Source organism: Corynebacterium lipophiloflavum DSM 44291 (assembly GCF_000159635.1).
Lineage (GTDB): Bacteria > Actinomycetota > Actinomycetes > Mycobacteriales > Mycobacteriaceae > Corynebacterium > Corynebacterium lipophiloflavum.
Genome location: NZ_GG667191.1, coordinates 57,735 through 80,270, shown reverse-complemented (window position 1 = coordinate 80,270; position 22,536 = coordinate 57,735). Strand labels below are relative to the sequence as shown.

Sequence of the window (22,536 nt, the reverse complement as noted above, 5' to 3'; positions counted from 1 at the left end):
GGGTTAGCCGCGAGCTGAGTGGTGGTGTGGGTGCGGATATGTCGGAGATAGCAGTGGTTGTCATCGCCGTAGAAGGCCTCAAAGCCCTCCCGACCAAGGATCTCGTTCAGTTGGGCCAGCGCCCGCGGCCGGCTAAGCCCTTCGTTATGCCGATCAATCGGACTCATGAGTTAGTCGATTAATCGACAGAAGAGCTCCGGCAAGTGGTTGGGCCCTTCTCGCGGTTCGTCTAGAATCTGCCCCAACACATCGGCCACCCATCGGTGGCGAGTCGAACCATCGTGTCGATACTCCGTGTCCAGTTCTTGGAAGAAGTCCGTGATCTGCATGCTGGTGCGGTAAGGAGAGTACTTGACCTCGCTCGGGTCCTTGCTATCCTCAGAACCCACGTTGCCGACAATGAGGTCGCCGAGCGCTTCGAGGTTGCGGCGCTTGAACTTCACAAGCTCATTGTCGCACGCAGAACCACTCCGCACCCATTTCTACATTGGGCCGCGACCAGGTCCAAGTGCCAGGCGCCTGGTCAATGGTTCCGCTCACTTCGCTCATACCTCTACCGCGATGAGGTAGACCGACAATCATTCGTTTCACAAACAGGCTAAGGAAACGAAGTACCAGCCTATGGGTGTGTGCTTCCGGCCACGCCGCGTGGGTTCGACAGTCTGATGACTTAACCGTGCGCCGCTCACGGCCCTGGTGACGAGCATTGCTCGAAGGCTCAGCATCAGATCCAGCACTCGATCGCGCTTCGGGAGTCTACGACTTTCGCCAGTGGGTTCTTGAGGGGAAAAAAGCGGCGACTTACGGGAGGAACAATCAAGAAACCGGAGGTCACAAACCCTTTCGAGTTTGTGACCTCCGGTCGGTGCGGTTCGAGAACCGCTCTCTGTGCCCGGGGGGGGACTTGAACCCCCACGTTCTTGCGAACACTGGCACCTGAAGCCAGCGCGTCTGCCAATTCCGCCACCCGGGCGGGCGACTGATTTAATATATCACCCGCCTCTATACAAACTCCAAATGCCGTGCTTACGCGCTTTTTCGGCGGTCGCGGGCAGGCGGCGGCGCAGCGGGCGTCTAGGTTCATGACGGCCACGCACTTATACTGTTCTAGTTATAGTCACCGGCAGCATTCAAGGAGTGAAGGGAGGTGCGGGTACATGGCAATCATGGACAGGCTGGCAAAGCTCGATTCGTCGATGCAGCGCGGGCTTGATAATTCAATGGCGGCGCTCTTTGGCGGCAAGGTTGTCGCAGCCGAGGTTGAGGAACTGCTCAAGCAGGAAACACAAGACAGCCTGATTATGACGGACCGCGACGAGCTGATTGCGCCGAACGTGTTCGCCGTGGGCGTGTCCAGCAAGGATTTGGAAAACCTCTCCCGGGACCGGTCACTGCCCGCACTCCTCGCCGACCAGCTAACCCGCTTCGTTCGTAACCAAGGCTGGCGCTTCGAGGGCCCCGCTGTGGTGCGCATCGCCGAGGAATCGGGACTGCGCACCGGGCAACTCCGGGTGTCCTCGTACATCGACCAGCAACCGGACGTGGCAAGCGGCTTCGACGCCATCGTGGCCGAGCCCTCGAACACCACTGACCGCGCGAAGCGCACCAGCAACCAGGAGGATGCAATGTCCGAGCCCAATACCGCCACCGGCGAACCCACCGTGAGCCTGCTTTTGCAGGACGGTTCCTCGCGCACCTACCTGGTGCGCCAAGGCTCTAACATTCTGGGCCGCTCCAACGACGCCGATTTCCGCCTTCCGGACACAGGTGTGTCGCGCCAGCACGCGGAGATCACCTGGGACGGCCAGGTTGCCGTCCTGGTAGACCTCGAATCCACCAACGGCACCACCGTCAACGACGAGCCAGTGGATAACTGGATGCTTGCCGACGGCGACGTGATCACCGTCGGGCACTCCCACATCGAGGTGCGTATCGTGGAACCGCGCAACGAGCGCCCCCTCCACGATGCCGGTCACAACCCCGACGAGGTTGCCAACCCCAGCACCGAGTACTTCCGGGGACCGCACACGGATTACCGCCCGCGATAAGGAGCGTTCATGGATTCAGCCATCATTCTCGGCGCCCGCTTCGGCCTGCTCATCCTTTTGTGGGTATTCATTCTGTTCGTGCTCTGGGTCGTTCGCAAGGATGTGGTCGCGGCGGCAGGTGTGCGTCGGCAAGCAGTCTCCGCAACCCCCATCAGGCGCGAGAAAGCGCGTGAGCTTGTGGTGGTTGAGGGCCCGCTCAAAGGTTCCCACATGGAAATTGCCAGCGTGGAGGACTTAACTCTGGGGCGTGCCAACTCTTCCGACTTCGTGCTCGGCGACGACTTCGCCTCCAGCACGCATGCCCGCCTGTTCCGCCGCGGCAGCGAGTGGTTCATCGAGGACCTCGACTCGCGCAACGGCACCTTCGTCCAAGGGCTGCGCATTGACCAGCCGGAACGCGTCACCGTGGGCACTGACATGAAGATGGGGCGCACGACCCTGAGGTTGATGCCATGACCACCTTGAAGCTGAATTTCGTCGCGGCCTCCGACCGCGGCCTGGTACGCACCAACAATGAGGACTCCGCCTACGCGGGCCCGCACCTGCTCGTGCTCGCCGACGGCATGGGCGGCCACGCTGCCGGCGAAGTCGCCTCGCAGCTGATGGTCAGACATATGGAGCACCTCGACGCCGATCCCGGTGATGCCGACATGCTCGCCCTCCTCGGCGCGGCAGCCGACGACGCCAACGCCGCCATCAAATCCTCCGTGGAGGAAAACCCCGAGCAAGACGGCATGGGGACGACCCTGACGGGACTGATGTTCAACGGCTCCCAACTCGGCCTGATCCACGTGGGTGACTCGCGCGGCTACCGGCTACGGGAGGGAACCCTCGCCCAGATCACCGAGGACGACACTTTCGTCCAATCACTGGTCAACGAAGGCAAGCTCGATGCCAGCGAGGTGTCCTCCCACCCGCAGAAATCGCTGATTCTGAAGGCGTACACCGGCCGCCCGGTCGATCCGCACCTCGAGCTTCTCGACGCCCTGCCGGGGGATCGCTACCTGCTGTGCTCCGACGGGCTCTCGGACCCCGTCACCGCGGAAACCATCGCCACCGCACTGGGCACCGGCACCCCCGAGGCCGCCGCGCAACGGCTCATCGAGCTTGCGCTCCGCTCCGGCGGACCGGACAACATCACGGTCGTCATCGGCGAGGTCGTCGACGCGGACGCCGCCGATGCACCGGTGCTGCCGCGCAAGGCCGTGCTCGCCGGCGCGCTGACCCCGGACTTTGAATCGACGCACCCGAACTCGGCGGCGAGCCGCGCCGCCGCATTGATGCGCCCCACGGACGCCGGCGAGCGTGCCACGAGGGCGTCGACAAGCGAAGCCGCGACCCCCGAGGACACTGAAACCGCCAGCGACGAGGAGGATCACCCCCGCCGCACAATCTGGCCCTGGATCGTCGGCGCGCTGGCTATCTCACTCGTAGCGACGCTCGGTTTCGCGTTCTTTATCAGCCGCGACGACGCGACGTACTTCCTCGCCACTAACGAGAACAGCGAAATCGTCATCGAGCACGGCAGCCGTAGCGCCCTGTTCGGCGAGGGCAGGCACACGCCGATCCAGGTCGCCTGCATCAATGCCCGCAACGAGCTGCAAATCTCCCCGATCGACGACACGCCGCCCGACTGCACGGTCTTTTCCGTAGACGACCTGCCCGAATCGCAACAAGGCGCGATTGAGGGGCTGAGCGAGGGTAGCTACGACGACGTCGTCGCCCAGCTCAACAGGCTGGCCGACGAGGCGCTGCCAGCGTGTGTTGACGACAAACCGGAAGCCACCAACGACTGCAGGACGGTGAAGTAACGTGAGCAGAATTTTCTCCCGCACCCGGGAGCTTGGTCTCCTCGTGTGCTCCGCCCTGCTGCTCCTGCTCATGCTGTTCGGGCTCGAAATGTCGCAGGGACGCGCCCTCACGGGCGAGATGCTGTGGCTCGTCGGCGGGTTCATCGGTGTCTACGCCATCGCCCACCTCGCGATTTGCCTCACCGCCCCCTACGCTGACCAGGTGCTTTTGCCCGTGGTGGCCACGCTGAATGCGATCGGTCTGGTGATCATCTACCGCCTCGATCTCGCCGAGCGCGCCGGTTACGGTGCGCTCGCCGACCGGCAGGTCCTGTGGTCTTTCGCGGGCGTCGTGCTGCTCGTTCTCACACTTGTGATCGTGCGCGACCACAAGTCGCTCTCGCGCTACTCCTACATCCTCGGGCTGCTCGGGTTGTTCTTCCTCGCCCTGCCTCTGGTGTGGCCGCAACCCGCCGAGTTCGCCGACGCGCGCATCTGGATCTGGATCGGCCCGTTCTCCATCCAGCCGGGCGAGTTCTCGAAGATCCTGCTGCTGATCTTCTTCGCCCAGCTCCTGGCGCAGAAGCGCTCCCTTTTCACCGTGGCCGGCAAGTGCTTCGCCGGGCTCGTCTTCCCCCGCCTGCGCGACCTCGCACCGATCCTGGTGGTGTGGGCCATCGCCATTTTGATCATGGCAATCTCCAACGACTTCGGCCCCGCGCTGCTGCTCTTTGCCACCGTGCTGGCGATGGTCTACTACGCCACCGGCCGCACCAGCTGGCTGCTCATCGGGATCGCGCTCGTCGCCGTCGGTGGGTACGCCGTCTACCAGGTTTCTGACAAGATCCAAGAACGCGTCACCAACTTCCTCGACCCTCTGGCCAACTACGACACCACCGGATACCAGCCTGCCCAGGCCCTGTTCGGGCTCAGCTGGGGCGGGGTCACGGGTGTCGGCCTCGGCCACGGCCACCCCGAGCTCGTGCCCGTCGCCCACTCCGACTACATCCTCGCCGCCATCGGCGAGGAACTCGGGTTCGCTGGGCTCGCGGCGGTTTTGTGCCTGTTCCTCATCTTTGTCAACCGCGGTTTCCGCGCCGCCATGCAGGTCCGCGACTCCTACGGCAAGCTGCTGGCGGCCGGCCTTGCAACCACGATCATCATCCAGATCTTCGTGGTCACCGGCGGAATTTCCGCTCTCATGCCGATGACCGGCCTGACCACCCCGTTCATGTCCGCGGGTGGCTCGGCGATTATGGCGAACTACATCCTGCTCGGCCTGCTTCTGCGCATCTCCAACAGCGCTAACCGGCCGGCGGACGTCGACGCAGGGGCGTCGGCAAGCGAGCTGGTTGGGGCGGAGGCAGCGCGATGAACAAATCCATCCGCCTCGGCGCCGTCCTGTCTCTCCTGTTGACGGTCGTGCTGCTGATCAACCTCACCGTCGTACAGGCGTTGCGCGAGGAAAAGTACGCGCAAAACCCGCTGAACTCCCGCAATTTCATCGAGATGAAGCAAGTCGACCGCGGCCCGATCAACGCGGGCGGACAGATCGTCGCCGACTCCACCCAAGACGCCAACGGCTTCTACCAGCGCGTCTACCCGAATATGCCCTACTCCTTCGGCCCCGTGCTGGGCTACGTCTCCGATCAGTTCGGCGTCGGCGGGCTCGAAGCCGAGTACAACTCGGTGCTCAACGGTGAAGGCAGCGCGAGCGGCAGCAGGTTTTTGCGCACCGGGTTAGAGCGCGACCGCGCGGGCGACGCCGTCGAACTGACGATCAACCCGCAGCTGCAGGCCCTCGCCTACGAAAACCTGTCTAACCGCGGCTACGAAGGGGCTGTGGTGGCGATCCGGCCGTCTACAGGCGAGGTGCTGGCCATGGCGTCGTCCCCTTCCTACGATCCGAACCTGCTGGTCAACCCCGACACAGCTCAGCAAACCTGGAACAGCCTGAGCAACGATCCGCAAAACCCGCTGCTCAACCACGCCAGCCAGGACCAGCTTCCGCCCGGGTCCATCTTTAAAATCGTCACCACCGCCGCCGGTCTGCGCAACGGCTACTCCCCCGACTCCCAACTCACCGGCGAAGCACGCATCCCGCTACCCGGCACCGACGCATTCGTGCCCAACTACGGCGGCCAAGCCTGCGGCGGCTCAACCGTGACCACACTGCGCACCGCGTTCGCGCTGTCGTGCAACACCGCCTTCGTGCAAATGGGCATCGACGTTGGAGCGGACGCTCTGCGCGACGCGGCAGCGCGTTTCGGCATCGGAGAAGATTACGACATCGCCGTGCCCACCGCCTCCGGCTCGCTGGGCGAACTGCCCGGGGCCGCGGAGCTCGGCCAGTCGGCGATCGGGCAGCGCGACGTCACCATGACCGCGCTGCAGGCGGCCGTGATGGCGGCGAGCGTCGCCAACGAGGGCAAGCGCATGGCACCCTACGTGGTCGATCGTGTGGTCACGCCCGACCTCAACGTGGTCTCGGAGACCGAACCACGCCAGCTCGCCGAGGCGCTCACGCCGGAAGAAGCCCAGACCATGACCGAGTTGATGTACGCCTCGGAGCGCTCCACCTTCGGCTACGACGGCAACGGGTACGCGTCGAAGACGGGTACCGCGGAGCACGCCGAGGACGCCGCCCCGCACGTCTGGTACGTCGCCTTCGACCCCCAAAATGACGTGGCAGTCGCCGTGGTGGTCAAAAATGGCGGGCAGCTCGGAGCTAGCGCGACCGGCGGCCAGGTGGCCGCCCCGATCGGGCGCACGGTGCTCGGCGCCGCTGCAGCCAACGGAGAGGGAAACTAATGAACACCGACAACCGCGAAGACCTTCAGCGCCTCATCGGTGACGACTACAGGCTGCAGTGGATCATCGGCCACGGCGGCATGTCCACCGTGTGGCTTGCCGACGACAACGTCGCCGACCGCGAAGTGGCCATCAAGGTTCTGCGTCCGGAATTTTCCAACAACGAGGAGTTCCTCACCCGCTTCCGCAACGAGGCCCACGCCGCTGAAGGAATCGACTCTCCCAACGTCGTCGCCACCTTCGATTACCGCGAGGTGGACTCCCCGGCCGGGTACACCATGTGCTTCATCGCCATGGAATACATCCGCGGTGAGTCCCTGGCGGATCTCATCGCCCGCGAGCAACGGCTCGACGAGGCGCTGGCGCTCGACGTCCTCGAACAGGCAGCCCATGGCCTGGCCGCGATTCATCTCATGGGTCTTGTCCACCGCGACATCAAGCCCGGCAACCTCATGATCACCCAGAACGGCCAAGTTAAGATCACCGACTTCGGTATCGCCAAGGCCGCCGCCGCGGTGCCGCTGACCCGCACCGGAATGGTGGTGGGAACCGCCCAGTACGTCTCGCCGGAACAGGCTCAGGGCCTTGCGGTCAGCGCCGCGTCCGACGTGTACTCCCTCGGGGTGGTCGGCTACGAGATGCTCGCGGGTCGGCGCCCCTTCACCGGGGACTCCTCGGTGTCGGTCGCTTTGGCACACGTCTCTGCGGAGCCGCCAGCGCTGTCGACTGCGGTATCCGCCCCGGCGCGCGAGCTGATCGGCATCGCGCTGCGCAAGGATCCGGGAATGCGGTTTAGCGACGGCAACGCGATGCAACTTGCCGTCGCCCAGGTGCGCGACGGACGCCGCCCGACGCAGCCGGTTGGGGTGGCCTCGACAAAGGTCGCGATGGAGCCGTCGCCCACCGAGTCCACGCAAATGCTCGCCTCGGTGGCCCAGCCCACCACCGTGCGCCCGGCGCCTGCGCGGGTCGCACCGGTTGCTCCCGTCGTTGCCCCTCCGGCTCCGGTGCGCGAGGAGAAGAAGGGCGGCTTTGGCTCAGGTCTTTTCATCGCCGTTCTGCTCATGCTGCTCGGCGGCGGCGTGGTGTGGGCTTTCGCCAGCGGTGCCTTCGGCGGCTCTTCGCCGACAACCACGCCGGAGCCACAGCCAACGCCGACGGTGATCACTCAGACCCAGGTGGTCACTCCGACGGTGACGACCACCACGTCTCGCCCGCAGTCGCGGCCGCAGCAGCCGCCTAGCTCCGCGCCCGGCACGGTGAGTTTCGTAGAACCCCCGTCGAGCCTGGCTCCGGCGCCGAATACCCCGGCTCCGGCTCCGTCGCCCGTCGTTCCAACAGAGGCTCCTCAGCCGACTGAAGCACCGAACGACCCGGCGAACCCGATTGATGACTTTGTAAACCAGCTTGGCGGAGGTGCCTGAGATAATGCTGATCGGTAACCGTTACCAACTCGGTTCCACCATTGGAACCGGAGGCATGTCCGACGTCTACGCCGCGACCGATACCGTGCTCGGGCGCGATGTCGCGCTGAAGATGCTCAAGACGGACATGGCGCGCGACGAAAGTTTCCGCGAGCGGTTTCGCCGCGAGGCCCAAAACTCCGCGCGCCTGAACCACCCGAACATCGTGTCGGTCTACGACACCGGTGACGTGGATATTGACGGGCTTGCGGTGCCCTACATCGTGATGGAGCGCGTCCACGGCCGCAACCTGCGCGACATCGTGCGCGAGGACGGCCCTTTGAGCCCGCAGCAGGCCGCTGAGCTGCTGATTCCTGTGACCCGTGCGCTGCAGGCCAGCCACGACGCCGGGATCATCCACCGCGATGTCAAGCCCGCGAACATCATGGTCACCAACACCGGCGCGGTCAAGGTCATGGACTTCGGCATCGCGCGTGCGCTTGATGACGCCACCTCAGCGATGACCCAGACCTCCGCGGTGATTGGAACGGCGCAGTACCTCTCCCCGGAGCAGGCGCGCGGGAAACCCGCGGACGGTCGCAGCGACGTCTACGCCCTCGGCTGCGTCATGTACGAAGCGGTCACAGGCCGCCCGCCGTTCGAGGGTGAGACCCCGTTCGCGGTTGCCTACCAGCACGTTCAGGAGGAGCCCGAAGCGCCGAGCACGCTTATCGACGCTCTGGACAACGCCGACGTTTTCGCCGACGCCATGACGGACACCGAGGCTGTCAACGTGGATTCGGTGATCTTGACGGCCATGGCCAAACACCCGGCCGACCGCTACCAGTCCGCAGCGGAGATGGGCGCGGACCTGGAGCGTCTCGGGCGTGGGGCGGTGACCACCGCGGCCCGCAGCTACCTCGCGACGTACGACGAGGACCCGACGGTCGTGGTGGAACCCGCCACGCCCGTTGCCCCGGTTGCTGTCGCTGCGCCTGCCGCCAACCGCTACACCCAGCACCGACGCGCGAACGAGAAGCAGTCGAACAACTGGATGAAGTGGGTCGCGGCCTTGCTCGGCCTGGTGTTGCTCGCGTCCGCAGGCGTGCTCGCCTACAACTACTTCACCCCCGCTGACACGGATGAGTCCACGACTACCCCGACAATGCTCACGGTGCCCGATGTCACGGGCAAGGTCCGTGAGGAAGCCGTCGCCGAGCTCGAACGCCTCGGTTTCCAGGTGGCGGTCAACGACGTTCCGAGCCCTGACCGTCCCCGCGGAGAGGTGCTGGGCACCAACCCCGTGGCCGGATCGCAGTTGCAGCCGGGGACGATGGTGACAGTTTCGGTGTCGTCGGGCCGCGAAATCACGGACGTGCCGGATGTCACGGGCATCCGGCCGCAGGAGGCCGCCGAAGTACTGGCAGGTGCGGATCTGGAGCTCGACCCCGAGATCCGCCGCGAGAACAGCGACGAGGTCCCGGAGGGGATGATCATCTCGCAGAACCCGGCCGCCGGATCGCAGCTGTCGAAGGGCTCGCAGGTTTCGGTGATTGTGTCCGAGGGTCGCGAGAAGGTGCAGATCCCTTCGCTGGTGGGGATGAACGCCAACCAGGCCGCGGCGACGCTGAACTCGCTGGGGCTCAATTCGACGGTCACTCCCGTGGATTCGCGCCGGCCGACCGACGAGGTCCTTGCCGTCGCCGGTGAGAACACCGAAGTGGAGACGGGTACCACGGTGGAGCTCCGCGTCTCCAACGGCATGCTCGTGGCGATGCCGGATCTGACTCGTCTGACGCCGCCTGAGGCGGAACGCGTGCTGCGCGGCACGGGGTGGAACGGCAAGTTCGTCGCCGGGCCCGCGGTGCCCACCGGAGCGCTGGTGGACCAGGGACTTGTCGCCGGCCAGAGCGTTCCACCGGATCAGGACATACGCAAGGACCAGGAAATCGGATACAACATCTGGCGCTTCGATGCCGCCGAGCTCAACCCGCTGAGGTAGGACGCGCCGATGGTAGAGTTCCGGGCAAGCAGAACACAACGAAGGAAGTAGGCACCATGCCCAAGGCGAAAATCTCCAAGGACAACCTCCCGGTACAGTCCGCTTCGACCGCTACCTCCCGCACGCCTGTCAAGATCAATACCGGCGGCACGCCCGTGTGGTACAAGGTGATCATGTTTGGCCTGCTCGTCTTGGGCCTCGTCTGGCTAATCGCCTTCTATGTCGCGGGTGATCAAGTCCCGTTCCTCGCTCAACTCGGCCCGTGGAACTACCTGATCGGATTCTCCGCCATCATCGCCGGGCTCCTGATGACCATGGGATGGCGCTAAAGAGACAAAAGTATAATTTTGCACAGCTAAACACCCTCGTTTCATGACCTCGTCACCGAGGCGAGCCGCTTGACGACGTCACCCCCGCCACCGACAACGTCGAGTCCGAGATCACCAACACCGCCACGGGCAACAGCTTCGAGACAATCTCCGACGAGACCGTGAAGGTCATCGCGCCCGAGGCTAACGAGTACGACCTGCAGCCCTACTTCACCACCTCCAACGCGAAGCAGCCCGGCTTCGCCGGTTCCGTCGCGCTGCGCGTGAAGAACGTCGGCACCAAGCGCTAGTGGGCCGAGTTCCCGGTTGTCACGTTCCGCGTCGAGGTCAAGCGCGAGGCTGGTCCTGAGGGAGTGGACAGGCTCATGACCTCCTTCGGCGCCAACGGCTCCCACGTCCGCGACCTCGGCTACAACTTCGACACCAACGCTCGCGTCTTCGAGGTCACCTTGTCCAACCCGGTCAACGCCGGCGATGACATGCTGCTCGGCGCGTTCAGCTTCGGCGACGGTTTGACCCGAGAAGGCCGCCTGATCAACTACATGACCGTCACCCAGACCGGCCGCATCGCCGAGGACACCTCCACCGGAAACGACCAGAATGTCGACTCCCGCCAGGTGACCCGGAGCGACGGCGGCCGCAAGAACCCGGGTCTCTTCTAAGGCACCTGTTCCCATCCCCGGTTGTCCACCGGGGTGGGGTTAGTTTTATCCACAGGCTGTGCATAGCTGTGTGGATTATCCGCTTGTCCACACTTGTGGATAACTCTGTGCACTATTTCCACATTCGAATTTGTGCCTACTGCAGGTGCGTTGAACTGGTCCTTAGAGTTTTTCTTCGGCGCGGCGTTCTAGAAATTACATCTCTGTAGTTATCCACAGTGTGCACAACTCTGGGGATAACTAGCGCCTGGGGATAGGCGGTGAATAGGTCAGCGGCCACGCCAGCAGGATGCCCGCCGCAAGACCACCCAAGTGACCCCACACGCTCACCCCGGGCGCGATAAAGGTGAACGCGACGTTGAGCACCAATAAAGCGATGGGTGCGCGCAGGTCCGATGAGCGTCGATAAGCAATGGCGACGAGCACCGCGAGCAGGGCGAACAGGGCGCCCGAGGCCCCGGCCGTGGGTGTGTCGAAGGCCATTGCGAGTACCGCCGCCGACGACGCGAGCGTGCCGACGACCCAGGCAACGACGAAGCGGGCGGTGCCAATAAAGCGCTCGATCTCGCCACCGATCAGCACCAGCATCAGCATGTTAACGAACAGGTGCGACAGGTCGAGGTGCAGAAAGCCAGCGGTGAGCAGGCGCAGCCAGCCGAGCGGGCCCTCGGCGACGAAGGGACCGTAGAGCACCATGCGGATGCCCAGCGGTGAGCCCCAGACCGTGTTGCTCAGGGAGGAGGACTGCGCCGCGGCGATGGCGAAGACTGCGATGCACAGCGCGGCAATGGCGGCCGTGGCGGGGGCGCGGTAAAAGATCGTGCGAAGGTTCATAAGCGAAAACCCCCGGCACCTTACGTGCGCGGGGGTAGGCAGTGTTTGCGGGACTACTTCTGGATGTCGATGGACTCGATCACCACGTCCTCGACCGGGCGATCCATCCGGCCGGTGCGCACGTTCGAGATCTCAGTGACAACCTTCTGCGACGCCTCATCCGTGACCTCACCGAAAATGGTGTGGCGGTTGTTCAGGTGCGGCGTCTTGTCCACAGTGATAAAGAACTGCGAACCGTTCGTGCCCGGGCCGGCATTAGCCATGGCCAGCAGGAACGGGCGATCGAACTGCAGCTCCGGGTGGAACTCGTCGGCAAACTGGTAGCCCGGGCCGCCGGTGCCGGTGCCGGTCGGGTCGCCGCCCTGGATCATGAACCCGGGGATGATACGGTGGAAGATCGCACCGTTGTAGAAGGGGCCTTCGTTGCTACCCGACGCGTTCTGCGCGGAGTAGTTCGCCTCACCAGTGGCCAGGCCGATGAAGTTCTCGACGGTCTGCGGGGCGTGGTTGCCAAACAGATCGATGACAATGTCGCCGTGGTTGGTGTGCAGAGTTGCTTTCGCAGTTGAATCAGTCATGCCCACCATTGTAGATGCTTCGGGCCGGCCGTTGTTTTGGCGGGCCGTGGACCTGACCGGGACAGCTTGGGTGTGGGGGCGTGTGGTTGTCTGGCCGGTGGGATGGTGGGGCGTCGGCAGTCGGGTGAGATGTCACGGTCAACGCCGCTCAGCCGGTAAAACCCCAGGTCGGCGGTGGCGCTACGGTACTGACCGTGACATCTCGGGGTTACGGATGTGCGCTTGTGCGGCCGGTGTGGCACAAGTAATGCAATGGGGAGTCGGCAGCCGGGTCGAATGTCACGGTCAACGCCGCTCGGCTGGTAAAACCCCAGGTCGGAAAAACCGGACCACCGTCGACCGTGACATCGCGCAGATACAACCGCGCACAACCCGCACCGCCCCGAACCGAACCGCTACAGCCCGGCGGCAACCTCGTCACGCGCGGCGACCAGGTTCTTCAGCGACGGCTCGACCTCGGCGTAGCCGCGGGTCTTCAGACCACAGTCCGGGTTGACCCAGAGGCGGTCGGTGGGCACGTTCGCAAGCGCGGCGCGGATCAGCTCGACCATCTCCTCGGTGGACGGCACGCGCGGGGAGTGGATGTCCCACACGCCCGGGCCGATCTCGGAGTGGAAGGTCTCGTCGATGTCTTCGAGGAGCTCCATCTTCGAGCGCGCGGCCTCGATCGAGGTGACGTCGGCGTCGAGGCCGGCGACGGCGTCGATGATCTGGCCGAACTCGGAGTAGCACAGGTGGGTGTGGATCTGCGTCTCCGGCTGAGCCTCGAGGGCGACGAGGCGGAAGGCGCGCACGGCCCAGTCCAGGTATGCGGGGCGCTCGTCGGCGCGCAGCGGGAGCAGCTCGCGCAGGGCCGGCTCGTCGATCTGGATCACCTTGATGCCGGCGGCTTCGAGGTCGCTGACCTCGTCGGCCAGCGCGAGCGCGATCTGGTCTGCGGAAACGGACAGCGGCACGTCGTCGCGCTTGAACGACCACGCGAGAATGGTGACGGGGCCGGTGAGCATGCCCTTGACCGGCTTGTCGGACAGGGACTGGGCGTACTTGGCCCACTCCACCGTCATCGGCTCCGGGCGAGAAACGTCGCCGAAGACGATCGGCGGGCGGGTGCAGCGCGAACCGTACGATTGGACCCAGCCGTTTTCGGTGGCGACGAAGCCGTCGAGGAGCTCGGCGAAGTACTGCACCATGTCGTTGCGCTCGGGCTCGCCGTGGACGAGGACGTCCAGGCCAATCTCCTCCTGCATCTCAATGACGCCCTTGATTTCCTTCTTCAGGGCCTCGGTGTACTCGGCGTCGGTCAGCGCGCCACTCTTGTGGTCGGCGCGGGCCTTGCGGATCTCGGTGGTCTGCGGGAAGGAGCCGATCGTGGTGGTCGGCAGGTCCGGCAGGCCGAGCGCCTCGCCCTGAATGCGCTTGCGCTCAGCGAACTCGGGTGCGCGCTTGACCTCGCCCGCCGGCAGCTGTGCAACGCGATCCGCCACGGCAGAGTTGTGGATGTGATCCGACTCGGTGCGGGTGCGCACCGCGCGGTCGGAGCGTGCGAACGCCTCCTGGGCAGCCTCCTCGCCCGCGACGAGCGCCTGAATCTCGGCGATCTTCTCATCGGCGAAGGACAGCCAGTTGGCCACGTCGATCGGCAGGTTCTTCTCCGCGTTCAGGGTGTGCGGCACGTGCTGCAGCGATGTTGATGTCGAAACTGCCACCTCGCGCCCGCCCGCGCGCAGGACCTCAAGTACCTCGGTGCGCTCGCGCAGGTTCGCGGCCCACACGTTTCGGCCGTCAATGATGCCGGCAACCAGCTGCACCTTCGGGCCGATCGTGTCGGCAACACGCTTCGGGTAGTCCGCATCCGAATCCAGGGTCCACGGGGACAGGTCCACGTGCAGGGCCTCAGGCTCGAGCGCACCGAGCACGGACAACGCCTTGCGCGTCGCGCCGTAGGGCGTGGTCAAGTACAGGTTCGGGCGCTCGGCAGTGTCGATGGCCAGAAGCTTCGACCAGGCCTGCTCGAGGTAGCCAGCGAGCTCCTCGTCGGTGGTGGACAGGTCGGCGACCAGGGCCGGCTCGGCGAGCTGGACCCACTCCACGCCCGCGCCCTTCAGGGCCGCGAGAATTTCGGCGTAGGCGTCGGTCAGGGCGTCGAGAAGCGAGAACTCGACTGGCTTGGACAGCGCGAGCAGGGTGACCGGGCCGACGAGCGCGGGGCGCACAACGTGGCCGGCCTCACGGGCCTCCTCGACCAGCCGCAGGATGCGCTCCGGGGCGGGGGTGATCTCCTGGCCGGCGGCGACCTCGGGCACGAGGTAGTGGTAGTTGGTATCGAACCACTTGGTCATTTCCAGCGGCACGCGCGTGTCGTTGCCGCGGGCAAGGGCGAATTCCTCATCGAGGTCGGTGCCGCCGGGGATGAGACCGACGGTCAAGGCAGTCTCCAGCACCTGGTCGTAGTACGCGACATCGGCCGGGATGGCGTAGTCCTCGGTCAGGCCCAGGTCGCGCAGGTGGTTGTAGGTGTCCACGCGCAGCGAGTGGGTGGTGGAGCGGAAGGTGTCAGCGTCGATGCGGTCCGCCCAGTAGGACTCGAGCGCGCGCTTGAGCTCGCGGTTCGCACCGATGCGCGGGTAGCCTTCGATCGTTGCCTTGGGGAAATTCATGGTGGTGTCCTTTTTAAAGGTTGATTCTGGAAAGTAGGTCGCGGGTTACCGCGAGGTTGTTATGCGTGTAGATGTGTAGCCCGCCCGTGCCCGCGTCGAGGATTTCGCGCGTGAGCTCGGCCGACATGGCCATACCGATCTCGTACTCCTCGTCGGGGGTGGAGGCCTCTGACAGTCTGTCGGTGACGCGTTGCGGCACCGTGATCCCGGACAGCACACCCATGCGCTCAACCCTGCGGAGGCTGGTCATGGGCATGATGCCGGGGATCAAGGGGATCCGCACGCCCGCCAGGCGGGACCGCTCGACGAAGTCGAGGTAGTCCTGAGCCTCGAAAAACAGCTGGGTGATGGCGAAGTCGGCGCCGAGGCGCTGCTTGGCCAGCAGTACGTCGAGATCCATGTCCGCGTTTTTGGATTCCGCGTGCCCGGACGGGTAACACGCCACGGACAACGCCAGCTTGCCCGCCGCGAGGCGAAACGCTTGTTCGTCCTGGACTTCCTGGATGAGGTTGAGCAGGTCGGTGGCGTGGGGCAGGTAGCCGTCGGGAAGCTGAGTTTCGCCGTCGGGGAGATCGCCGCGCAGGGCGAGGAAGCCGCGCACGCCGGCGTCGATAAGCGTGCGGATCCATTCGGTGAGCTCGTCGCGCGTGCCGGCCGTGCACGCGAGGTGCGCGATCGGCTTCAGGTCGGTGGTTTCCGCGATGCGCTTGATCAGCGCCGCCGTCCCTTCGAGCCAGTCGGAGCGGCGTGACGACGTCACGGAGACGTAGTCCGGGTTGTATTCGGCAAGACCCGCGATGAGGTTGTCCAGCAGTGCGGTGTCGGCGTCGTGGCGCGGCGGGATGAGCTCGAAGCTCAATGCGGTGCGCGTGGAGCGCCGCAGCGGTGCTGCGTTTCGGGTTACGTCTTCGTCGAGGCGATCTAGCGGGGCGGAGGCAGAAAGCCGCGTCGAAGTAAGTCTCTGGTACACCAGAACATACCTTTCGGGTTGACACGGGTTGCCTGGCCGGGCTCGGCGCTTACGGTTGGTCGTTGACTCAAGAATCTATAAACGCGCCCCGCTATAGACAACTCTGTTCACTCGGGCAGCCCACTCTCAGCAGGTCATCCGCCTGTGCGGGGATGAATATAAATCAGCCAGCGTTGAAATCGCTACGCTGGTAGGCGATAACAACCCACACGAAAGGATCCGTCATGAACCCGTTCACCATCCGCCTCGCATTCAAGGGCGCGCGTTCCGCAATGAACTACTACCGCAAGCTTGACGACGAAAAGAAGCGCGACATCTACGACTCCGTCGTCGACGCCGTGAAGAAGGACAAGATCGACGACAAGCTCGATGGGCTTTACAACGTTGCCCGCCGCGAGGCCGGCGCGCTTACCCGCGATTCGCACGACCGCCTGGACCGCCACCGTGCGCAGTTCGCGGCCGCGGCCCCGGAGCGCGCCGAGCGTCGCCTCGCGCTGAAGCAGGAGGCCAAGGACGCGAAAAAGAAGTCGAAGGGTTCAGCGGGCTCCGTCATCGCGACGGTGCTCGGTGTCGGTGCGGCAACTGCCGCCGGCTGGGCCGCGTGGGAATTCTTCCTCAAGGACAAGTTCACCGGCGGCGAGACGAAGAACGTCACCTACACCCGCGTCGAACCGCGCGAGGAAACCTCGCCCAGCGGCGAGACCACCTTGGTCTACTCCTCGCGCACGGAGGACGACCGCGAGAAAACCGCGGGTTCTGCCGGCCCGCTCGGCGAGGAGCCCGCAGAGCGCGACGAACAGCTTTTGAGCTCGATCGATGAGCAGCTGACCACGCTGGACACGCTTGACGACGACGAGCGCGACGCCACCCGCTAAAGGCGAGCGGTTCTCGGGCGTTTCCACGCCTCAAGGAGGTGTTCGACCAGCCGGTTGCGCACGTCCGGGAACAACTCGTTGATGGTGCGGTTTTGCGGGCGCGTCACCACAATCAGCTCGGCGGCGATCTCGCGAGCCGTGAGGTCGGGGTCAACGAGGCCGTGATCCGACGCCTTGCGCAGCAGAAGCTCGAACTTCTCGATTGCCCGCTCTAACTTGGACAACAGCAGCGGGGAGATTTCGCCGGAGCGCTGCTCGGCGAGCGCTGCGACGAGCATGCCCGTGCCCTGCTCCACCATGCGCCAGATGAGCTCCTTCCAGTGGCGCTCGGGGTCCTGATCGAACGTGGGCAGGCTCTGGGTAAAGCCCGCCTCGAGCGAATCCAAGAGGTCGACGGCGCAGGCGACGTGGAGGTCGCGCCACGTTGGGAAATGCCGATAAAGGGTGGCGATTCCCACGCCCGCGTCCTTGGCTATCCCCTCAAGCGTGATGGACGCGTCGGGCACCGTGCGAAATGCGCGGGTCGCGGCATCCACAATTAATTGGCGCTTGCGCTGCACGTCTGCTCGCATGGTTGCTCATGCTAACACTTGACATTCGGCGAGTGTAAAGGCAGCATTTTCTGCTAACTGATAGTCCTTCCTACGTTGAAGGACCCGAATGACCTCCCCAATCCTGCGTGTCAACGATCTTGTTGTGCGGCCCGAGGATCCACAGCTCACCTTCGAGTGCGCCGCTGGGTTGACCCTGCTCGTCTGCGCGCGCGAATCCGGCGCCTCCACCCTGAGCATGGCGCTGGCCGGGCGCTTCAAGCCCGCCTCCGGCCAGATCGACATCTCCGGGGCCCGCACCACCCGCCAACGCTTCCGCGCGGTCGCGCTGGCGGGCGTAACATTAATCGACTCCTTGGAGCGCTCGGTGAGCGTGCGCGAAGTCATCCGCGAGCAAATCGCCTGGGCACAGCCGTGGTACAAGCGCGTGAGCAGGGACATTCTGACCCACCCACTGGTTCAACCGTGGCTGGAGCCGCTCGGACTCGGCGCGCTCGACCCATCCGCCGCCGTCGCCGGGCTAGACACGCTGACGCGGCTGAAGCTGCGCGTGCTCCTCGCGCTGACATCGCGGCCCGACGCGTCGCTACTCGTGGTCGACGACCCGGACCAGCTGCGCACCATCGAACTTCGCGACGCCCTGCTCGACAGCCTGCGCAACGTCGCGCAGGTGTTGCCCGTGGTGGTCGTGTCCGTCAACCCGGATATCGGCAACCACGCCGAGCACGTCGTCGATGTGCGAGACTCCGACCGGCGCAAAGAGGCGATGTCATGATCTCCGGATTGCACATCGGCAGCGGTTTCCGCCGCTTCGCCCACGGCTTTTTACCGCCGGCCGCCATCGCGGTCGTGTTGCTGATTCCGCTCATCTTCGGCGGGCTGTTCGTCTGGTCCTACTACGACCCGATCGGCAACCTCAACCGCATGCCCGTCGCCTTGGTCAACTCCGACGAGGGCGATGCGGGCCAGCGCGTGGTCGACGGCCTGCTCGAGCGCCAACCGTTGGAGTTCCACCTCGTCGATGCGCACGAGGCCCGCCAGGGCATTGCCGACGGCTCGTACTACATGGGGGTGGAGATCCCGACGGACTTCACGGAGTCGGTGACCTCGGTCAACACACCTGATCCGCACCAGGCGAAGCTCAACATCACGCTGAACGAGACCAATGGTTTCATCCCGACGATGCTGGGCAACCAGGCCGCGACAATCATCACGTACACCGTGTCCGGCACGGTGGGTGAGCAGGTGGCCAACCAGCTCTTCATCGGCTTCAACACCGTCGGCGAGGGCCTCACCGAGGCCGCGGACGGCGCCACACGGCTCAACGAGGGCGTCGCCGAAGCCGCGGGCGGCGGCCAGCAGCTCGACAGCGGCGCGGTGCAGCTTGACAACGGCGCGCGTACCCTCAACGACGGCCTCGGCAAGCTCAGCGACGGCGCCACCCAGCTCGACGACGGTATCAGCTAACTCCAAAACGGCGCCACCCGGCTCGACGAGGGCATCGGAGAGGCCTCCGCTGGCGCGGACCGCCTTGCGGACGGCATGGTAAAGCTCTCCGACGGCACCAGCCAGCTCGGCAACGGCGCCGAGCAGATCGCCGGCGGCGTGGACACCATTGCCTCGGTTGCCCCGCAACTTTCCCAGGCCCAGCAGGTGTACGGCGACATCCTCGGCGCGGTCGACCGCGTCGCTGCCGACCTCGACGCTTCGCCGGCGCCCGGCACCGAGGGGCTCACCGCGCAGGCGCAAGAGATCGCCGCCCAACTGCGCTCTGGCGATTTCGCCACCGCCATGGACCTCTCGACGCTGTCCAAGCTTAAGGCCTTGCAAGCCGGCGCGCACGAGGTGTCCCGCCAGCTCAACGACCCGAACGCCGAATACCGCGCGGGCGTGGACGAAGCGACCGCCGGAGCGCAGGCCCTGGCAAGCGGGTTGTCGCTGCTCAAGGACGGCTCCGGGACGCTCGTCGCGGGCGTCGCCACGCTCAAGGACGGCTCCTCGCAGCTGGTCGTGGGTGCCCGCGCCGCCGCCGACGGCTCCTCCCAACTCGCCGCCGGCACAGACCAGCTGGTCGTGGGCGCGCGAGCGCTCAGCGACGGCCTCGTCCAGCTCGACGGCGGCTCGGGCGAGCTGGCGATGAAGCTTCGCGACGGCGCCAACCAGGCACCGCGGTGGTACGACGCGCGTCTCGACGCCGCCTCCCAAGCCGCCGGTCAACCCGTCACCACCAACTCGACCGGTGACGCCGTGACCTACTTCGGCAAAGGCCTCTCCCCCTTTTTCCTCTCTCTCGCCCTCTGGTTCGGCGGCCTGGTGATGTTCATGGTGATGAAGCCGATGTCCCGGCGCGCCGTCGACTCCGGGGTCACCCCCTTCAGGGCGCTGTTGACAACGCTGCTACCCGCCTTCATCATCGGCTTTGCTCAAGCCACGCTGCTGTGGCTGATACAGGTCCTGGTCATCGGCGTCTCCCCCGATCACCCCAGTGCCATGTTCCTGTCCTTGTAGTTTGTGTCCTGGGTGTTTATCTCCATCATCGTGGCAATCAACGTCGTCCTCGGCGTGGCGGCCGGCCGCCTCGTCACCATGGCGCTGATGTCGCTGCAGCTTGTGGCCTCCAACGGGCTTTACCCGCCGGAGGTTCAGCCACGCTTTATTCAGTGGGTGCACGTCGTCGACCCGATCCGTTTTAGCGTCGATATGCTGCGCTACAGCCTTTTCGGGAGCAGCGAGGGCGATCAGCGCGTGGTCGTCGCGGTAGTTGTTCTCACGCTCTTCGCACTGGCCGCCTGGATGATCTCCTCCCTCGGGCTGTGGAAGCACCGCGTGATCGTGCGGAAGGATATCCACCCGGAGTTGGAGCTCTAGCAGTGTGCCGAGCCCGTAAACTGGGGTCCATGCGCAAATACTTCTTCACCGCCCTTGCCGCTTCCCTGCTCGTGCCACTGTCGGCGTGCGGCGCCGACAGCGAGCCCGCGAGCGACCAACACGCGGATCACGCCCAGCACGCCCAGCACCAGCATCCAGCCGACGGCGGGCCCGTTCCGGCCGGGATGGTCGAGGCCGCTAACCCCACGTACGCAGCGGGATCGGAGGTGACGCTAAGCGCCGACCACATGCCCGGCATGCAGGGCGCGCCGGCGACCATCGTCGGCGCCTACGACACCACGGCCTACGAAGTGACGTACACGCCCGTCGACGGCGGCGAACCCGTGCCCAACCACATGTGGGTGGTGCAGGAAGAGATCAAGGATGCCGGCAGTGAGCGCCTCGCCGACGGCACGGCCGTGGTGCTCGAGGCCGACCACATGCCCGGCATGCAGGGCGCGCAAGCCACCATCGACTCCTCCACGACAGAGACGGTCTACGTGGTCGATGTCCATGCTGACGGGATGGAAATGACCAACCACAAGTGGGTCGTCGAAAGTGAGATCCAGCCGGCCAGTTAGCAAATCTCAATACCATGGATGTTGTCGCGCACGTTAGCGTACGCGCGACGACCACACGAATATTCTCAAGGAGAGTCAATGTTTAACCCCCTCAAAATGATTCCGACCGGCGTTTTTACCAAGCAGGACGAGACCAACTTAGGCTTCGCCTCGGCGGCCCTGCGCATCCCGACGGGCCTGTTCGTCCTCAACTCCAGCCTGGGCAAGTTCCAGGCGGACAAGGGCACCGCCGAGTGGCTGCGAAACGCTGCCTCGACCGGCCTGCCGTTTGTCAAGGAGATGGACGCCGAGAACTTCGCTAAGCTTCTCGCCTCCGCTGAGACCGGCCTCGGCGTTGCGCTGCTGCTCCCGATCGTGCCCAACCGCCTCGCCGGCGTGGGCCTGACCGCTTTCGCCGCGGGTCTGCTGTCGATGTACTTCGGCGACGACAACATGACCGAGGACGACGGCATCCGCCCGAGCCAGGACGGCCTGTCGCTGGCGAAGGACTCCTGGCTGGCCGGCATCGGCGCCGCGCTGACCGCGATGCCGAGGAACTAGTTACACGCTCCAGCCACTTAGTGAAAAGGAACTGCCCCAGCTTTCGCCGGGGCAGGTTTTTCTTAAGTGGAGCATAGGGGAATCGAACCCCTGACCTTCGCATTGCGAACGCGACGCTCTACCAACTGAGCTAATGCCCCTCGCACGAAAAACCGTACTCCTGTCCCCGTGGAACTTAAAATCGCGTCCGTGCATCTGCTGGAGGTTCTCCCTCTAGCGGTTATTGACGCAAAGGCCCGCCTTGTTCCCGAACACTGGTTAAGATTCCGCGGTGAGTCCTTCATGTGGCTCAGCAGCGACTGAAAGGGACAACGTGAGTACTGAATTCCAACTCATCACCGACGGAGACGACGTCGCAGTTTTTGGTGACCCGCGCGAGGTTGAGAACTTCCTCACTTCGAACGGGATCGCCTCGAAGGAGCTCGACATGGGCCGGCTCCTCGGAAACGCGTTCAGGACGGCTGCCGGTGCAACCCAGGTAGGTTCGGAGCTTGCGGCAAATTCAGGGCGCTGGGTCAAACTGACCGAAGAGTCAGCGAAAGCGCTCAAACTAGGCAGGGCCATGAAGGGTTCATCAGACGGTCTCAGCAGGGCCATCGCCACCACCAAAGGCGGCAAGATCACGAAGATCTTAGAATTTTCGAAACCGGGCTCCGCCGGCATGTTCCTGACTAGTCCGTTAGCGCTAGCTGGAGCCGCATCAATCATGTCCCAGATGGCCATGCAACAGTCCATTGATGAGATCACAGAGCATTTAAAGGTCATTGATGAGAAGGTTGATGAAATCCTACGGGCTCACAAGGATGCCGCACTCGCCGAGATGATCGGAATCGGGCTAGTGATCGACGATGCGATGCTGAAGCGAGAGGGTGCTGTTGCAAACTTCAGGTGGAGAGCTGTGGCGACCCAGTCTTTATCCTCTGATGCTCGCTGCGGGTCGGCGTTCTCAGGCAGCCTCGAACACCCGGCTGACGATCACCGCATCCGGGTTCGGTTGCCCGTAGGCAAACATCGTGCCTTGCCCTTTCCGCAATGAG

At 64.7% G+C, this 22,536-nt stretch carries 23 protein-coding genes, 2 tRNA genes and 1 pseudogene; 17 read left to right on the top strand and 9 right to left on the bottom strand.

Annotation, left to right across the window (positions count from 1 at the left end; genetic code table 11):
* Positions 1–170: 170 nt before the first annotated feature.
* Both HMPREF0298_RS12630 and HMPREF0298_RS00380 read right to left on the bottom strand, forming a co-directional pair.
* Positions 171–443, bottom strand: a complete 273-nt coding sequence (locus tag HMPREF0298_RS12630) for a hypothetical protein (RefSeq protein ID WP_006839079.1) — start codon at positions 441–443, stop codon at positions 171–173.
* Between the two features lie 446 nt (positions 444–889).
* A tRNA-Leu gene (locus tag HMPREF0298_RS00380) sits at positions 890–973 on the bottom strand.
* Between the two features lie 184 nt (positions 974–1,157).
* Here HMPREF0298_RS00380 and HMPREF0298_RS00375 point away from each other — a divergent pair.
* The 10 genes from HMPREF0298_RS00375 (at position 1,158) to HMPREF0298_RS00335 (ending at position 11,045) form a co-directional block, all read left to right on the top strand.
* Positions 1,158–2,048, top strand: a complete 891-nt coding sequence (locus tag HMPREF0298_RS00375) for an FHA domain-containing protein (RefSeq protein ID WP_006839078.1) — start codon at positions 1,158–1,160, stop codon at positions 2,046–2,048.
* A 9-nt stretch (positions 2,049–2,057) separates the two neighbouring features.
* Positions 2,058–2,504 carry an FHA domain-containing protein FhaB/FipA gene (locus HMPREF0298_RS00370; protein ID WP_006839077.1) on the top strand — a complete coding sequence of 149 codons (447 nt, stop codon included), beginning with the start codon at positions 2,058–2,060 and terminating at the stop codon, positions 2,502–2,504.
* Positions 2,501–3,859, top strand: coding sequence for a PP2C family protein-serine/threonine phosphatase (locus tag HMPREF0298_RS00365; RefSeq protein WP_006839076.1), 1,359 nt, complete (start codon positions 2,501–2,503; stop codon positions 3,857–3,859). Before HMPREF0298_RS00370 ends, HMPREF0298_RS00365 begins: the two co-directional genes overlap by 4 nt.
* Position 3,860: 1 nt before the next feature.
* Positions 3,861–5,213: an FtsW/RodA/SpoVE family cell cycle protein gene (locus HMPREF0298_RS00360; protein ID WP_006839075.1), complete on the top strand. Its 1,353-nt coding sequence runs from the start codon at positions 3,861–3,863 to the stop codon at positions 5,211–5,213.
* A complete protein-coding gene (locus HMPREF0298_RS00355) occupies positions 5,210–6,649 on the top strand; it encodes a penicillin-binding transpeptidase domain-containing protein (protein WP_006839074.1) in 1,440 nt (479 codons plus the stop codon). Before HMPREF0298_RS00360 ends, HMPREF0298_RS00355 begins: the two co-directional genes overlap by 4 nt.
* Positions 6,649–8,073, top strand: a complete 1,425-nt coding sequence (locus HMPREF0298_RS00350) for a protein kinase domain-containing protein (RefSeq protein ID WP_006839073.1) — start codon at positions 6,649–6,651, stop codon at positions 8,071–8,073. Before HMPREF0298_RS00355 ends, HMPREF0298_RS00350 begins: the two co-directional genes overlap by 1 nt.
* Positions 8,074–8,077: 4 nt before the next feature.
* On the top strand, positions 8,078–10,054 hold the full coding sequence (gene pknB / locus HMPREF0298_RS00345; protein WP_245527416.1) for a Stk1 family PASTA domain-containing Ser/Thr kinase: 1,977 nt from the start codon (positions 8,078–8,080) through the stop codon (positions 10,052–10,054).
* 56 nt (positions 10,055–10,110) lie between these two features.
* Complete coding sequence (gene crgA / locus HMPREF0298_RS00340) at positions 10,111–10,383, top strand: cell division protein CrgA (protein WP_006839070.1); 273 nt, start codon at positions 10,111–10,113, stop codon at positions 10,381–10,383.
* Positions 10,384–10,544: 161 nt separating this feature from the next.
* Positions 10,545–10,673, top strand: coding sequence for a hypothetical protein (locus tag HMPREF0298_RS12860; RefSeq protein WP_006839068.1), 129 nt, complete (start codon positions 10,545–10,547; stop codon positions 10,671–10,673).
* A gap of 75 nt (positions 10,674–10,748) precedes the next feature.
* Positions 10,749–11,045: a hypothetical protein gene (locus HMPREF0298_RS00335; RefSeq protein ID WP_006839067.1), complete on the top strand. Its 297-nt coding sequence runs from the start codon at positions 10,749–10,751 to the stop codon at positions 11,043–11,045.
* Positions 11,046–11,285: 240 nt separating this feature from the next.
* Here HMPREF0298_RS00335 and HMPREF0298_RS00330 read toward each other — a convergent pair whose 3' ends face one another.
* The 4 genes from HMPREF0298_RS00330 to HMPREF0298_RS00315 form a co-directional block, all read right to left on the bottom strand.
* Positions 11,286–11,879, bottom strand: a complete 594-nt coding sequence (locus HMPREF0298_RS00330) for a rhomboid family intramembrane serine protease (RefSeq protein WP_006839066.1) — start codon at positions 11,877–11,879, stop codon at positions 11,286–11,288.
* A gap of 53 nt (positions 11,880–11,932) precedes the next feature.
* Entirely contained in the window at positions 11,933–12,466 is a 534-nt protein-coding gene (locus HMPREF0298_RS00325; RefSeq protein ID WP_006839065.1) for a peptidylprolyl isomerase, read from the bottom strand.
* Positions 12,467–12,852: 386 nt separating this feature from the next.
* The gene (gene metE, locus HMPREF0298_RS00320) at positions 12,853–15,114 is read right to left on the bottom strand and encodes a 5-methyltetrahydropteroyltriglutamate--homocysteine S-methyltransferase (RefSeq protein WP_006839064.1); all 2,262 of its coding nucleotides are present in this window, start codon (positions 15,112–15,114) and stop codon (positions 12,853–12,855) included.
* Between the two features lie 13 nt (positions 15,115–15,127).
* Positions 15,128–16,084 (bottom strand): methylenetetrahydrofolate reductase, encoded by a 957-nt coding sequence (locus HMPREF0298_RS00315; RefSeq protein ID WP_040422089.1) that lies wholly within the window; start codon positions 16,082–16,084, stop codon positions 15,128–15,130.
* Positions 16,085–16,308: 224 nt separating this feature from the next.
* On the opposite strand from HMPREF0298_RS00315, the gene HMPREF0298_RS11460 reads away from it, so the two are divergent.
* On the top strand, positions 16,309–16,959 hold the full coding sequence (locus HMPREF0298_RS11460) for a hypothetical protein (RefSeq protein ID WP_006839062.1): 651 nt from the start codon (positions 16,309–16,311) through the stop codon (positions 16,957–16,959).
* Here HMPREF0298_RS11460 and HMPREF0298_RS00305 read toward each other — a convergent pair.
* Positions 16,956–17,531, bottom strand: a complete 576-nt coding sequence (locus HMPREF0298_RS00305) for a TetR/AcrR family transcriptional regulator (protein ID WP_006839061.1) — start codon at positions 17,529–17,531, stop codon at positions 16,956–16,958. The two genes, HMPREF0298_RS11460 and HMPREF0298_RS00305, sit on opposite strands and share 4 nt — an antisense overlap.
* 88 nt (positions 17,532–17,619) lie before the next feature.
* On the opposite strand from HMPREF0298_RS00305, the gene HMPREF0298_RS00300 reads away from it, so the two are divergent.
* The 6 genes from HMPREF0298_RS00300 (at position 17,620) to HMPREF0298_RS00285 (ending at position 21,499) form a co-directional block, all read left to right on the top strand.
* Positions 17,620–18,285 carry a P-loop NTPase family protein gene (locus HMPREF0298_RS00300; protein WP_006839060.1) on the top strand — a complete coding sequence of 222 codons (666 nt, stop codon included), beginning with the start codon at positions 17,620–17,622 and terminating at the stop codon, positions 18,283–18,285.
* Positions 18,282–18,977, top strand: a complete 696-nt coding sequence (locus tag HMPREF0298_RS12625) for a YhgE/Pip family protein (RefSeq protein ID WP_006839059.1) — start codon at positions 18,282–18,284, stop codon at positions 18,975–18,977. Before HMPREF0298_RS00300 ends, HMPREF0298_RS12625 begins: the two co-directional genes overlap by 4 nt.
* Before the next feature lie 75 nt (positions 18,978–19,052).
* Positions 19,053–20,018: an ABC-2 transporter permease gene (locus HMPREF0298_RS12620; protein ID WP_006839057.1), complete on the top strand. Its 966-nt coding sequence runs from the start codon at positions 19,053–19,055 to the stop codon at positions 20,016–20,018.
* A 3-nt stretch (positions 20,019–20,021) separates the two neighbouring features.
* Positions 20,022–20,378: an ABC-2 transporter permease gene (locus HMPREF0298_RS12615; RefSeq protein ID WP_006839056.1), complete on the top strand. Its 357-nt coding sequence runs from the start codon at positions 20,022–20,024 to the stop codon at positions 20,376–20,378.
* Between the two features lie 29 nt (positions 20,379–20,407).
* The gene (locus HMPREF0298_RS00290) at positions 20,408–20,959 is read left to right on the top strand and encodes a YdhK family protein (protein ID WP_006839055.1); all 552 of its coding nucleotides are present in this window, start codon (positions 20,408–20,410) and stop codon (positions 20,957–20,959) included.
* 78 nt (positions 20,960–21,037) lie between these two features.
* On the top strand, positions 21,038–21,499 hold the full coding sequence (locus tag HMPREF0298_RS00285) for a hypothetical protein (RefSeq protein ID WP_006839054.1): 462 nt from the start codon (positions 21,038–21,040) through the stop codon (positions 21,497–21,499).
* 67 nt (positions 21,500–21,566) lie between these two features.
* On the opposite strand, the gene HMPREF0298_RS00280 is transcribed toward HMPREF0298_RS00285, so the two are convergent.
* Positions 21,567–21,639, bottom strand: a tRNA-Ala gene (locus tag HMPREF0298_RS00280).
* Between the two features lie 806 nt (positions 21,640–22,445).
* Positions 22,446–22,536: pseudogene (locus HMPREF0298_RS12045) on the bottom strand (IS6 family transposase); the annotation flags it as partial.